The sequence below is a fragment of the Roseovarius sp. EC-HK134 genome (assembly GCF_902498815.1).
In the GTDB taxonomy this organism is placed as follows: Bacteria; Pseudomonadota; Alphaproteobacteria; order Rhodobacterales; family Rhodobacteraceae; genus Roseovarius; species Roseovarius mucosus_A.
This window is the reverse complement of record NZ_LR701529.1, coordinates 97428-110359: the sequence shown is the minus strand read 5'-3', so window position 1 is coordinate 110359 and position 12932 is coordinate 97428. Positions and strand designations below refer to the sequence as shown.

Sequence of the window (12932 nt, the reverse complement as noted above, 5' to 3'; positions counted from 1 at the left end):
GAGGAGAGCGTTCACAGTGGAAAATACGCAGAGGGAAAGCTTCGGGACCATGCTTTCGCCCATCCGCGCAGGCGGGCACATGTTGCGAAACCGTGTTATCATGGGGTCGATGCACACCAGGCTGGAAACCGAGCCGGACAGTCTCGCCAAACAGATCGCCTTTTACGCCGAAAGGGCTCGTGGCGAGGCGGCGATTCTGGTCACGGGCGGGTTTTCACCCAATGCCGAGGGGATATTCGATCCCGAAGGTCCGCGCATCGATGACCCGGATCAGGCGCGGCACCTGCGCCCGATCTGCGAGGCGGTACAGGCCGAAGGCAGCCTGATCTGCGCGCAACTGCTTCATGCCGGGCGCTATGCAAAGATCGAAGGCTGCGTTGCCCCAACTCCGATCCGGGCACCGATCAACCGTTTCGTTCCGCGTGAAATGACCGATGCCGATATCCGCCGCACTATCGAGGATTTCGCCAAAGCCGCCGCCAATGCGCAGGCAGCGGGGTTCGATGGCGTGGAAATCATGGGGTCCGAGGGCTATCTTATCAACGAATTCACCGTCACGCATACCAACAAGCGTGAAGACGACTGGGGCGGAAGCGCCGAGAACCGCCATCGCTTTCCGGTCGAGATTGTGCGCGCGGTGCGCGAGCGGTGCGGGCCGGATTTCCTGATCATCTATCGGATTTCGGCGGCCGACCTGATCGAGGGCGGCGCGCCCGCAGATGAAATTGCCGCGCTCGCGCGCAAGATCGAGGCGGCGGGGACCGACATTCTCAACACCGGCATCGGCTGGCACGAGGCACGCGTGCCGACGATTGCCTATCCGGTGCCGCGCGGCGCCTGGCGCAAGGCGGCGGCCAATATCAAGGCGGCGGTGTCGATCCCGGTGGTCGCCTCCAACCGAATCAACACGCCCGCAATGGCAGAGGACATCCTGTTCTCGGGGGATGCAGACATGATCTCGATGGCGCGCCCCTTTCTGGCCGATCCGCATTTCGTGAAAAAGGCGCGCGAGGGCCGCGCGGACGAGATCAATACCTGTATTGCCTGCAATCAGGCCTGCCTGGATTTCATCTTCTCCGACCGGCCAGTGAGTTGCCTGGTCAATCCCCGGGCGGGTCACGAAACCGAATTCCGCGATACCCCCGCCGCGCAGCCGCGCAAGCTGGCCGTTGTCGGCGGCGGTGCCGCAGGAATGGCCACGGCCACCGAGGCGGCGCGGCTGGGCCACGACGTTACCCTGTTCGAGGCTCAGGACAAGCTGGGCGGGCAATTGAACCTGGCGCGCGCCGCGCCGGGCAAGGATGAGTTCGACGAAACCCTGCGGTATTATACCGGTCAGATGATAAAACACGGGGTCAAGCTACGTTTGGGGCAGCGGGCTGACGCCGGTGATCTGACCGGCTTTGACCATGTGGTTATCGCCACCGGGGTGACGCCGCGCATTCCCGACCTGCCGGGCATCGACCATCCCAAGGTCGCGACCTATGCCGAAATCCTGTCCGGCGAAAGCATGGCGGGCGATACGGTAGTGGTGATGGGGGCAGGGGGCATCGGCCATGACGTGGCCGAGTTCCTCGTGACCGGATCGGCAGAGGTCCGCAGCGCTGACACATTCTGCGAGACATGGGGCGTAGACCCGGAATTCGCCGCGTCGGGCGCGCTGGTGGGCGATCCGCTGGCATCGACACCATCGCGGCGCAAGGTGGTCATGCTTCAGCGAAAAACCTCGAAACCGGGTGCCGGGCTTGGCGTTTCGACGGGTTGGATCCTGCGCAACGCGCTGCGCAAGCATGGGGTCGAGGCCATCGGCGGGGTGGTTTATGACCGCATCGACGACGCGGGGCTGCATATCCTCGTGGACGGAAAGCCAGAGGTCATCGCCGCCGACACGATCGTGCTCTGTACCGGGCAGGAACCCGAACGCGCCCTGGCCGAGGCCCTCGCCGCGCGTGGCGTCCCGGTCACGATGATCGGCGGGGCAAAGGAGGCCGCCGAACTTGATGCCTTGCGCGCCATCGATGAAGGGGTACGTCTGGCGCAAGGTCTCTGACCCGACAGCGGCCGGGGACAGGCAAGGTCAGCAGGCGGTTGGTGATACCGCCTGCATGGGAAGCCGATCGGCGCGGGAAATCACGAGGGCAAGCGCCGCGTCCTCACCCGGCCACGCCGGTCCGCCCCACCATCGCCATCAGCGTCGCGGTCATCGTGGCGACGAGCTTTTCCTCCCCGCCCTTCACGGCATAGGCGCGCGCCTCGCAGATGGTCAGGGTTTTCCCCGGTTTCAGCACGTCGGCGACAAAGCGAAACCGCGCGCCATCCGCCGGGTTGACCAAGTTGATCTTGAATTCCGCCGTCAGCACCGCAGCCTCGGCGGGCATCAGCGAAAACCCGGCATAGCCACACGCACTGTCAAGCGCGGTCGCAACGACCCCAGCGTGCAGGAACCCGTGCTGCTGGGTCAGCGCGTCATCATGCGGCATTTCCAGAACGATATGACCGGGCGTAAGCTCGGCAATGGTGATCCCCATCGTGCGCATCACGTTCTGGCGGTTGAAACTGTCGCGCACACGCGTATCAAAATCGGGGTCTCGCGGCTCGAATTTCGGCATGGTCTGGTTTTGCTCCTCTCGTTATCCGTTGATGATATGTTTTACACGGGTCTTCAGCCGCTCATCTTGTAAGAAATGGCCAAGCGGTTGCCGCGCCGCCTGACCGCGAAGCGCGCCGGGGGACATGTCGGCAAAGGCCCGACAAGCGGATGACATATGCGGTTGGTCGTAAAATCCGGCGTCCAGGGCGAGATCGCTCAACGGAAGGGTCTGGCAGGCAAGTTCGTCAACCAGACGGCGAAAACGCCGGATCGCGGCGAGCCGTCTTCGTGACATGCCGGTCTCTGCCCGGATTCTGCGGCGTCCGGTCCGGTCGCTGAACGCCTGCGGGATCGCCGCGAATGACAGGTCTTCGGCCAATCCATCGAGTGCGGTGACAAGTTCAGGCATCGCGTCATCGCCGACTCTGACCCGTCGCAGGATCGAAGCCAAAGAGTCGAAAGTCTCGGCCGGGGGCATATGCTGCGGTCGCGACGACAGCCGCAGCCCGGCCACGATGCCGCAAAAAGACGCCCGGCGGGGAACGAAGCCGGGGCGGGGTGGCGCGAGCGACACATGCGGGCCGGTATCGCAGGCGTTGAGAACGCTCACCGACAGGTCGAACAGATCGGTTGCGAACAGCCCCCTTCCGCGACGGCTCAGCACGCCAGCGTCGCGGAAAACGTACAGAGTCTCGACCTGTGCTTCCGCGCCCGCAGGCGGCGCGAACTCGAGATAAAACGGCGCCGCCGTCAGGTCACTGGACGAAGGCATCCCGATTCTCGGCGATAAAATCGCGCAGGCGGCGGGCCGGGCGCCCAAGCACGTCGCTGACCGTGGTCTCGATCCCCGCGAGATAGCCCTTTGGGGCGATGGAGGCGAGTTCGACCATGGCTGCGGCGACCTCTTCCTGCATCCCGGCGGCGATCATGGCCGCCTTGGAGTCCTCGACCGACAGGGGCGCGCAGGTGATGGTGCGTCCGGTCACCTCTGACAGCATGGCCGCGATATCTTCGCCGGTCAGGGCCTCGGGGCCGGTCAGGCCATAGGTCTTGCCCTCATGGCCCGGGCCGGTCAGCGCCTCGGCGGCGACATCGGCGATGTCGCGGGCGTCAATCCAGGCCACAGGACCGCCCAGATCGTCGTAATAGACACCGTCTTTGGCGATGGTGTCGGCCTGCCAGAGCAGGTTCTGCATGAAATAGGTCGGCTGCACGAAGGTCCAGTCAAGCCCGCTTTCCTTCAGCAGTTCCTGCGTCTCGGAGTGCCACTTGCCAAAGGTCACCTTGGCCTTGGGCGACGCACCCAGCCCGGTGGCCAGAACGACATGGCGCACGCCCGCGGCCTTGGCGGCCGCGATCGCATTCGCCTTCCAGCGGCGCATGTCCAGATGCGCAGGCGTCACCAGGTAGATCCTCTCGGCCCCGGCACAGGCCCGTTCCAGGGCGGCGGGGTCAGTGAAATTGGCGGTGACCGCCTCGCACCCTTTGGCCTTGAGATTTTCGATCTTGGCGGGATCGCTGGTGACGGCGCGCACTGCCGCCCCCTTGGCCAGAAGGGTATCGACAAGCGGCGCGCCGGTGTTTCCGGTGGCTCCGAAGACAGTGATCATGGCGTTTCCTTTCGCAGGTCTGCAATGGGCTGCATGGTTTCGGGATTGCTGACCGATGACAGATCGCCCGGATCCTCGCCCAGATAGGCCGCGCGGACGATCCGGCGCATCGTCTTCATGCTGCGGGTCTTGGGCAGCGCCTCGACGAAATGGATCTCGCGCGGGCGGAAGGGCTTGGAGACGACCTCGCCCACCCGGTCCTTGAGCCGGTCCACGAGGGCGGCATCGGGCGTCACACCTGGTGCCGCGACACAGATGCAGACCACGGCCACGCCCTTGATATCATCGGGCGCGGCGATGGCGGCGGCGTCCACCACCTCTCCGGTTTCGGTCAGGGCTGCCTCGATCTCGGGCGGGCCGATGCGCTTGCCGGCGATGTTGAGCGTATCGTCCGAGCGGCCGAGGATATACCATGTGCCGTCCGGATCGCGGCGCACCCAGTCGCCGTGCCGCCAGACACCGGGGAAGGTGGACCAGTAGGTTTCAAGATATCTTTCCCGGTCGCCCCAGATCGCCGGGGTCAGGCCCATGGGCGGCTGGCTTACGACCAGTTCGCCCACCTCGCCCGGCGCGGCTTCGCTGCCATCCTCGCGCAGCACTTTCGCGCCCACACCGAGGGCCTCGGCCGAAAACCCGCCGGGCTTGATCTCGTGCAGGACGGTCGAGGTCAGGATGGCCCCGAACAACTCGGTCCCGCCGGAGATGTTCAGCGGCACGGCGTGGCGGCGGCAGATATGGTCGAGATGCCAGAGCCAGGCATCGTCGGTCCAGGGTTCCCCCGTCGCGGCGACGATACGCAGGGGAGAAAGGTCATAGCCGGAAAGCGGCGCGGGATCGTGCGTCATGAACTGGCGCACCAGCGTCGGTGCAATGCCCAGGTGCGTCACCTTCATGTCCGCGGTGATCCGCAACAGCCGGAAGGGGTCGCCGGGCATCGAGGGCGCGCCCTCGGCCAGAACCAGCGTAGCCCCCGAAAGCAGCACCGACAGAAGGGTGAGCGGCCCCATCACCCAGCCCATATCGGTCATCCACAGATGCCGGTCGTCGCGCTTCATGTCGAGGCACAGCAGGAAATCCGCCGTGGCCTTGGCCGGCACACCAAGATGGGTATGCACCACGCCCTTGGGCTTGCCGGTCGTGCCCGAGGTATAGGCGATCAGCAGCGGCGCGTCGGCCTCGACCGGATGGGCGGGGCGTGTCGGATCGGCCTTGCCGACACTCTCCTGCCAGTCCAGATCGCGCGCCGGATCGGCCACTACGCCCCCGAATCGCCGCAGGCTGATGACGGTGTGGACCGCGGGCACCTCGGTCAGCGCCTCGGCCAGCGCGGCCTCCATCCAGACGGGCTTGCCGCGCCGGGGCGTGGCATCCGCCGTCAGAACCGCCACCGCCCCGGCATCCTGGAGGCGGCTGACGATGGCAGGCGGCGCGAAGCCCGAGAACAGCGGCACCGCCACGGCCCCCAGCCGGGCGATACCCAGAAGCGCCGCCGCGATTTCAGGGATCATCGGCATGTAGATGCCCACCCTTTCGCCCGGTTTCACCCCGCGCGCGGCAAGCGCCGATGCCACGCGCGCGGTCTCGGCGGCAAGCTCGGCATAGGTCCAACAGCGGCGGCTTGCATCCTCGCCGACCCAGTCGATCACCATCTTGTCCGCCAACCCCTCCTCGATGCGCGCATCAAGGCATGTCTCTGTCAGGTTCAGAGCGGCGCCAACGGCCCATCGGATCGATTCGGGTCCCTTGAAAATATCGCGAAGCTGTAAGTAGGGGCGGCTGAACCGGATGCCGGCATGGTCGATGATCCGGCGCCAGAACCAGTCCGGCGCGGCGTTGGCGCGGCGGACGAGATCTTCATAGCTGTCCGCGGCACAGTCAGCCAGAAAAGCGGCAAGCGTACTTGAACGCTGAATGTCGGGAGATGGCTGGAACATCCTTGACCTTTCTCTAAGCCAGACAAGGCCGCGCCTGTGGCACGGCCTTACGGCTGTGCCGTATCACATCGCATCGCGACGCGATCACCCGTGCATCGACAAGCCACCTGAAACCGAAATGACCTGGCCTGTGATGAACCCGGCGTCGTCGGATGCCAGAAAACAGATGATTCCCGGATAGTCTGTCGGCTTTGCCAGCCGCTTCATCGGAATGGCCCGCTTGAGACCTTCTGCGATCTTTTCACCGCCCTCACCCTGAGCAATCTGGGCAAAGAGCGGCGTGTCGGTCGGGCCTGGCGCGACAGCGTTCAACTGGACGCCTTTGCGCGCCAGTTCCCGCGCGACCGTTTTGGTGAACGAGATGATCCCGCCCTTGCAGGCCGAGTAAACGGCCTCTCCCGACGAGCCGACGCGGCCGGCGTCCGAGGCGATGTTGATCACGCGGCCGCCACCGTTCTTGACCATGCCCGGCAACACCGCGTGGTGCATATTGAGCGGGCCGTAAAGGTTGATGTCGATAACCTTCTTCCAAAGGGCCTCGTCCGTGTCGAGGAACGGTTTGATCTCGTCCCATCCCGCATTGTTCACCAGCACATCGATCGGGCCTCCGGCCTCGACTGCGGCTACGGCCTTGTCGACCTGGGTGCGGTCGGTGATGTCCACGTTGAATGCTTGCGCCGTTCCCCCCGCTTGCTGGATCAAACGGGTCGTTTCATGCGCTCCCTCGTCGTTCAGGTCAAAAATCGCAACCTCGGCACCTTCTTCACCGAAACGTTCGCAAACCGCGCGTCCGATGCCGCTGCCGCCGCCGGTTATGATCACGCGTTTTCCCCTTAACCCTCTCATATGGAGGTCCTCCTTTTCCGGTATCATCTTGGTAAAGATCTTGATTCGAAGCGTCTCATCGTTCATTCTAACAATTGTTAGATTTATTGCAATGGACACTCTTGTGGCAGACAAGTATCGACAGCCAATGGTACGATCGTTTGATGCAATCAAGAATACGGAAGACGATCTGAGCAAATCAGAGAGGACTCGCGGGGAGATTCTTTCTGCGGCGGCTCACCTTTTCCGGCACGAAGGTTTCTATGCGACAACGATGCGCGACATCGCGCAGAAATCTAGAATAGAGGCCGGAAGCATCTATTATCATTTTGAATCAAAAGATAAAATTCTGAGTGAAGTGCTGGATATCGGGGTTCGGGAACTCTACGAAAAGGTCAGCGCCATCGTCCGATTGGCAAAGATACCGGACTTTCGCAAGACCTTCGCCATTCTCATCGAAACGCACCTCACCTTTCTCTTGGCTGACAGCGACTTCACCTCGGCCAATATCCGGAACTATCCGATGCTGTCGGATGAGGCCCGCGCCCCACACCGTGAGTTGCGTGCCGCGTATGCAGAGGTATGGAGCAGTTTTCTGAAAGACGCGGAGCGTGCCGGCCACCTGAGAAGCGACATTTCCATAACCGCGATCCGCCAGTTCGTTTTGAGCGCAATGAACTGGACTGTTGAATGGTATGATGTGGATCGATATCCCGTGAGTGTCCTCTCGGACCGTATGAGCAAACTGATACTCGACGGAATGTGTACGCGCCACAAAGCTAACACAGAGGGGCAGAAGACAAGCGCCGCCATTCCCGTCCAAGCAGCTAAATCGATCACCAAGGCCGCAAATACCCGCGCGGAAATCCTGAGGGCGGCAGCATGCGTGCTAAGGGACAATGGCTACAAAGCGACAACGCTAAGACAGATCGCGACAGAAGCCGATATGAAGGCAGGCAGCGTATACTACCATTTCAAATCCAAAGAAGAGATCGTAAACGAGGTTCTGAACGCCGGATTGAGCGATTTGCTATCTGGTGTCAGCGCCGCAGTCGAAGAATTTCATAAGCCATATGACCATCATGCAAGGATCGCGACCGCAATCTGGACACATCTTCATTTTCTCTTCAAGGCAAGCGAATTCACGTCTGCCAACATCAGAAGCTACGGTATGCTACCCAAACATTTCAGGGAGCGACACAGGAAGATTCGACATGAATACGGACGACTCTGGGACAGGGTTCTTCGCGAAGCGCAGCAAGACGATGCTATCAGGTCCGATATCAAAATTGTACCCCTGCGTCAGGTTATGTTGGGTGCCCTGAATTGGACGGTGGAGTGGTTCGATCCCAACAAGGCAGAAAAGCAGGGGTATCTTTCACTGCCCGAGTTTTCTGACATGCTCATTAGGCTTCTTCTTGAAGGGATCTGCGACAGGGATAACGCCAGTTGCGCCACGCAAACAGGAATTTAATGATCGCAACTATTGCGATCAGACCAAAAGGAAGTGGTAAAGCCCTTCCGCGACTGGTTTTTCTTGGTCCGTCTGCCATGCCATCACCCTCACGCTCGCGATGCGCTTGCCTTTGCGCGTCACCGTAGCGCGGGCATAGAGCGGGCCTCTCACGCCCGGCCTGAGATAATCGACGGTAAGATTGATCGGCTTGGCAGGGACGTCCGCAAAATCCGGCTGAACAGCGATTGCAGAAGTGGCTTCCATGAAGCTTGCGATTATGCCGCCGTGGTAATGCTCCATGACCGGGTTGCCGATATGGCGTTCTAAAAAGGTCATCTCAGCTTCGGCATGGAGACTGTCCATGCTCTGGACCTCGAAGTTGAGAAATCGGAAGAACGGCACCCGGGAGACATTTGCATTGACGATTTGCAAGGTCATCATGTTCATTTTTCCCTTGTCATGGCGTCAAACAGGCTGGTTTCACCGCGCGTCAAGGCAAACGAGGCGGATCCGCGGGCAATCTCCGCATCCTCATGGCCATCGAACCAGATATTGCCAGAATTGAAGGCGATATGACGAGTCTGACGATAGCAATGGGCACGCACGAAGATATCTGCTCGGGAATGTGCAGGCCGCAGGTAATCGACCCTTAGGTCAAGCGTTGCCATCGTGCTGACACCCTGGATGGCAATAAAGTTTGCGAGTCCGAATACACTGTCGAGAAGGGCCGTCAGGATGCCGCCGTGAAGAAGGGTCTGATCTCTGTCAACGCAGAAATCCGGATTGAACGGCATCCTCACCCGAACGCCTTCGGTCGATACTTCTTCGATCTCAAGCGCCATATGGTCAATCAGACCCTTACCGCGCGCATTCCACATCTGTGCGATCTGGTCAATTTTCTCCCGTGTAATGTCACGCATGCGTTGTTTCCCCTAGCGCCCTGTGAAGTTCGGTTTTCGTTTTTCAAGAAACGCCGCGACCGCCTCATGGTGGTCTTCGGTCTGATGCATCAACGCTTGATAGGCCGCCGCGGAATTCAGGAAATCGGGCAGATCCATCCGTTCGGCATTGCGCATCAGGCGCTTGGCGACACGCACTGCGCGCGGCGGCTTCGATGCGATGACGGCCGCGCGGGCGCGGGCGCGGTCCATGAGCCGGTCATGGGCCACGACCTCCAGAACCATACCCAGCTCCAGCGCCTCGGCGGCATCGACCATGCGTCCCGAAAAGGTCAGATCGGCGGCTTTCTGGTGGCCCAGACGGCGCAGCATGAACCAGCTGCCCGCGTCGCCTGGAATGATGCCGAGGTTCAGGAACACCTCGCCGAACCGCGCCTTTTCCGAGGCGACGCGCATGTCACACATCATGGTCAGGTCGCATCCCGCGCCAACCGCCGGGCCGTTGACCGCGGCGATGGTCGGAATATCCAGATTGTAAAGCGCCAGAGGCAGGCGCTGCACCCCGTCGACATAGCTCTGCGCCGCCGCAAACGGTTCCTTGCGAAAGACACTTTCGGGGTCGTTCATCTCCTTGATGTCGCCGCCTGCACAGAAGGCCGGGTCGGCCCCGGTCAGGATCATGACGCTTACTTGCGGGTCTGCCTGTACCTTCTCGAATGTCTCGAGAAGGACAGCAATCATGTCGTTGCCGGTAACCGGGTTGCGACGTTCGGGATCGTTCAACGTGATTGTGGCGATCCTGTCGGAGATATCCAGAAGAACGGGGGGTTTACTCATTCTTGCCATCTCCTCGTTCGCGTTTCTCGAACATTTCGGGATTTATCATGTCACGGGCATCGTGAGCCATGTGCAGGGTTTCCCCGCCGTCTATATAGATGTCTTCACCGGTAATGAAATTCCCCAGTCGGGACGCGAGGAAGATGATCGTGCCGGCGATGTCCTCGGCCGCGCCCATCCGGTTCAGGACCGAGCGGTTGAGTTCCTGCCAGCGTTCCGGCGGAATGGGGTAGCGGCCAAGCGCCTCGGTCTTGATCGTGCCCGGCGCCACACAGTTAAGGCGGATACCGTATTCGCCCCATTCAGCGGCCAGCGTCTTCATCATACCCGTCACACCGGCGCGGGCGGCGACGGTATGGGTGAAACCGGTGAGCGCGGTGCGCGCTGAAATGGCGGTGACAAAGACGATGGAGCCGCCGCTGTCATACATGAAATGATCGGCCACGGCGCGGGTCATCTGCCAGGATCCGATCAGGTTGTTGCGGATCACGGCCTCGAATCCCTTGTTGGTGATGTCGCGCGCGGCAGCGATATACTGGCCGCCCGCATTGTTCACCAGCACGTCAAGCTGCCCGTAGTGGTCCTTGATGCGCCCCATCGCAGCTTCGATGCTGTCTTCGTCGCGGGTGTCGCCGGGCACGACAAAGGCCTCGCCACCCGCCGCGCGGATCATCCGGGCGGTCCCTTCCAGCGGCTCCTGACGGCGCGCAAACAGCGCCAGCCTAGCCCCGCAAGAAGCCATTTCCAGCGCCGTGGCACGACCCATGCCCGAGCCGGAGCCGGTAACCAGCGCGACCTGGCCGGCCATAAGGTCTGGCGCAAAGCGCCGCGCTTTTTCTTCGCTCATGTATTTACCCGCCGAACAGAGTGTCAATCGCGTCGACTGAAATCAAACACATGTTAGAAATTAGATCAAGCCAAGCTTTTTTGCGACGGGACGTTGCACCCAAAGCGAAAGAAAGATGCGGGGAGGCTTTGGCAACACGTCAACTGCCCGGCCGCTGGCCCTCGAACTGAGACAAGAACTGGGTACGTATCTGCTTTGATCAAAAGACGATCGAAATCAGCAGAAAGCGCGGCGGATCAGGCAGCGAGGCAAACCGGCGCATCGTTGATAGTACGCCGAATCAGAAATGAAAGAAAGAAAAGCGCGACAAGGCTTAAGTTGGCCATGTCAGGATTGTTCCATGTCAAAGGCCGGAAAAATCCGAGGCTATAGGGCTAGGATGTTATGACACCTGCGGTCAGGGCAAGGTAGTGCCCCGAGGAGTGGTGTAGGAACTGGCGTCCACCTGCTTCTTCATAGCTGGTGCTGCTCGTTCACTGAGCGGCGATCATCGCCGTCTCACTTTCATCGTGGCACATGGCGGTCAGCTTTTCCACCGGCATGTAGCGGCGGGAGACGGCCCATTCGTCGTTCTGCTCCAGCATCAGCGCGCCGACGAGCCGGATCACGGCTTCACGGTTGGGGAAGATCCCGACAACGTTGGTCCGTCGCTTGATCTCCTTGTTGACGCGCTCCAGCGGGTTGGTGCTGTGCAGCTTCGAGCGCAGGCTCTCATCGAAAGCCATGTAGGCCAGCACGTCATGCTCTGCCTCGTCCATGAGCTCAGCGACATCCCGGAACCGCTCGCGCACGCTGTCGACGACCTCGCGCCAGCGGGCATGGGCCTGGTCGCGGTCCTTCTCGGCGAAGACGGTCTTCACCACGGCGCTGATCACCGGCTTGTTGGTCTTTCCCACACGGGTGAGGAGGTTGCGCTGGAAATGCACGCGACAGCGCTGCCAGCCGGTGCCCAGGACCTTGCGTGGTAAGGAGGATCAGCAAACGGTCCGGGGGACCGTTTGCCCGACGAACGCTTTGAGGCCCTCGTGCGCATCGCTGATGACCAACTGCACGCCACGCAACCCACGACGCGTGAGAGACCGTGAGGCAAGTCGACCCAGAAGGTCTCGGCTTCGGAGGGCATGACAGTGATCCCCAGGATCTCGCGCCGCCCGTCAGTGTTGACCGCGACGGCCACTATCACCGCCATCGAGATGATGCGTCCGCCCTCGCGCAGCTTCACATAAGTGGCGTCGAGCCAGAGGAAGGGCCAGTCGCCCTCGAGGGGCCGGTTCAAGAATGCCTGTACCCTCTCGTCGATCACCTCGCACAGCCGTGAGACCTGGCTCTTGGAGGTGCCCGTCAGTCCCATGGCGCGCACCAGATCGTCGACAGCCCGCGTGGAGATCCCGTGGATATAGGCTTCCTGTATCACGGCCATCAGCGCCTTCTCGGCTGTCCGGCGCGGCTCCAGGAACGTGGGGAAATAGCTGCCCTTGCGCAGCTTGGGGATGTTCAGGCCGATGGTGCCTGCCCGGGTGTCCCATTGCCGCGGTCGGTAGCCGTTGCGATGGTTCTCCCGGTCCGGGCTGCGCTCGCCGTGTCCGGCACCGCAGACAGCAGCCACTTCGATGTCCATCAGACGCTGTGCAGCATCCTGGATCAGCTCGCGCAGAAAATCGGCATCATCGCTCTTGGCGATCACGCTCGGAAGGTCAATCATGGTCTCGGTCATCGTGCTCTCCTTCGTTGTCATCGGTCTTTGAACAACCTCAGACTACGAAGAAGCGCGGTGGCCGCCAGCCCGGCCGCACGCTACGCTACGCCAAAAGGCTCCGCGTGCGGCCTCTTACACCACCCGGTGGGGCACTACCCAGGGCAAACCAAATCACCGCGAAAAACTTGGTTGCACTGTTTCGGCAGCAGGGAGGCTACGATGGCCGCATATGTCTTGA

At 61.6% G+C, this 12932-nt stretch carries 11 protein-coding genes and 1 pseudogene; 2 read left to right on the top strand and 10 right to left on the bottom strand.

Annotated features, from left to right (window positions below; genetic code table 11):
• Positions 1-49 precede the first annotated feature (49 nt).
• Positions 50-2050, top strand: coding sequence for an NADPH-dependent 2,4-dienoyl-CoA reductase (locus tag GC127_RS00555; RefSeq protein WP_151975939.1), 2001 nt, complete (start codon positions 50-52; stop codon positions 2048-2050).
• A gap of 103 nt (positions 2051-2153) precedes the next feature.
• On the opposite strand, the gene GC127_RS00550 is transcribed toward GC127_RS00555, so the two are convergent.
• The 5 genes from GC127_RS00550 to GC127_RS00530 all read right to left on the bottom strand — a co-directional run bounded on the left by GC127_RS00550 (position 2154) and on the right by GC127_RS00530 (position 6980).
• The gene (locus tag GC127_RS00550; RefSeq protein WP_151975940.1) at positions 2154-2609 is read right to left on the bottom strand and encodes a PaaI family thioesterase; all 456 of its coding nucleotides are present in this window, start codon (positions 2607-2609) and stop codon (positions 2154-2156) included.
• A gap of 21 nt (positions 2610-2630) precedes the next feature.
• Entirely contained in the window at positions 2631-3410 is a 780-nt protein-coding gene (locus GC127_RS00545) for a helix-turn-helix domain-containing protein (protein WP_254699923.1), read from the bottom strand.
• A complete protein-coding gene (locus GC127_RS00540; RefSeq protein WP_009819978.1) occupies positions 3346-4200 on the bottom strand; it encodes an SDR family oxidoreductase in 855 nt (284 codons plus the stop codon). The genes GC127_RS00545 and GC127_RS00540 overlap by 65 nt, the downstream gene beginning before the upstream one ends.
• Positions 4197-6134 (bottom strand): AMP-binding protein, encoded by a 1938-nt coding sequence (locus GC127_RS00535; protein WP_151975941.1) that lies wholly within the window; start codon positions 6132-6134, stop codon positions 4197-4199. Before GC127_RS00535 ends, GC127_RS00540 begins: the two co-directional genes overlap by 4 nt.
• Positions 6135-6218: 84 nt before the next feature.
• Positions 6219-6980, bottom strand: coding sequence for a glucose 1-dehydrogenase (locus GC127_RS00530; RefSeq protein ID WP_040652185.1), 762 nt, complete (start codon positions 6978-6980; stop codon positions 6219-6221).
• A gap of 91 nt (positions 6981-7071) precedes the next feature.
• On the opposite strand from GC127_RS00530, the gene GC127_RS00525 reads away from it, so the two are divergent.
• Positions 7072-8433: a TetR/AcrR family transcriptional regulator gene (locus GC127_RS00525; protein WP_009819975.1), complete on the top strand. Its 1362-nt coding sequence runs from the start codon at positions 7072-7074 to the stop codon at positions 8431-8433.
• Positions 8434-8451: 18 nt separating this feature from the next.
• Here GC127_RS00525 and GC127_RS00520 read toward each other — a convergent pair whose 3' ends face one another.
• The 5 genes and pseudogenes from GC127_RS00520 to GC127_RS00500 all read right to left on the bottom strand — a co-directional run bounded on the left by GC127_RS00520 (position 8452) and on the right by GC127_RS00500 (position 12712).
• A complete protein-coding gene (locus GC127_RS00520; protein WP_254699925.1) occupies positions 8452-8856 on the bottom strand; it encodes a PaaI family thioesterase in 405 nt (134 codons plus the stop codon).
• 2 nt (positions 8857-8858) lie between these two features.
• Complete coding sequence (locus tag GC127_RS00515; protein WP_254700812.1) at positions 8859-9293, bottom strand: PaaI family thioesterase; 435 nt, start codon at positions 9291-9293, stop codon at positions 8859-8861.
• A gap of 54 nt (positions 9294-9347) precedes the next feature.
• Positions 9348-10151, bottom strand: coding sequence for an enoyl-CoA hydratase-related protein (locus GC127_RS00510; RefSeq protein WP_009819972.1), 804 nt, complete (start codon positions 10149-10151; stop codon positions 9348-9350).
• A complete protein-coding gene (locus tag GC127_RS00505) occupies positions 10144-10998 on the bottom strand; it encodes an SDR family NAD(P)-dependent oxidoreductase (RefSeq protein ID WP_151975942.1) in 855 nt (284 codons plus the stop codon). Before GC127_RS00505 ends, GC127_RS00510 begins: the two co-directional genes overlap by 8 nt.
• 473 nt (positions 10999-11471) lie before the next feature.
• Positions 11472-12712 (bottom strand): annotated as a pseudogene (locus GC127_RS00500) (IS256 family transposase).
• Positions 12713-12932 lie beyond the last annotated feature (220 nt).

What these genes read in the sequence shown, in the direction of transcription:
- GC127_RS00530 (WP_040652185.1), bottom strand. Translation starts at nt 6,980, where the DNA reads ATGAGAGGGTTAAGGGGAAAACGCGTGATCATAACCGGCGGCGGCAGC.
- GC127_RS00515 (WP_254700812.1), bottom strand. Translation starts at nt 9,293, where the DNA reads ATGTGGAATGCGCGCGGTAAGGGTCTGATTGACCATATGGCGCTTGAG.
- GC127_RS00525 (WP_009819975.1), top strand. Translation starts at nt 7,072, where the DNA reads ATGGACACTCTTGTGGCAGACAAGTATCGACAGCCAATGGTACGATCG.
- GC127_RS00555 (WP_151975939.1), top strand. Translation starts at nt 50, where the DNA reads ATGCTTTCGCCCATCCGCGCAGGCGGGCACATGTTGCGAAACCGTGTT.
- GC127_RS00540 (WP_009819978.1), bottom strand. Translation starts at nt 4,200, where the DNA reads ATGATCACTGTCTTCGGAGCCACCGGAAACACCGGCGCGCCGCTTGTC.
- GC127_RS00505 (WP_151975942.1), bottom strand. Translation starts at nt 10,998, where the DNA reads ATGAGCGAAGAAAAAGCGCGGCGCTTTGCGCCAGACCTTATGGCCGGC.
- GC127_RS00510 (WP_009819972.1), bottom strand. Translation starts at nt 10,151, where the DNA reads ATGAGTAAACCCCCCGTTCTTCTGGATATCTCCGACAGGATCGCCACA.
- GC127_RS00535 (WP_151975941.1), bottom strand. Translation starts at nt 6,134, where the DNA reads ATGTTCCAGCCATCTCCCGACATTCAGCGTTCAAGTACGCTTGCCGCT.
- GC127_RS00550 (WP_151975940.1), bottom strand. Translation starts at nt 2,609, where the DNA reads ATGCCGAAATTCGAGCCGCGAGACCCCGATTTTGATACGCGTGTGCGC.
- GC127_RS00520 (WP_254699925.1), bottom strand. Translation starts at nt 8,856, where the DNA reads ATGATGACCTTGCAAATCGTCAATGCAAATGTCTCCCGGGTGCCGTTC.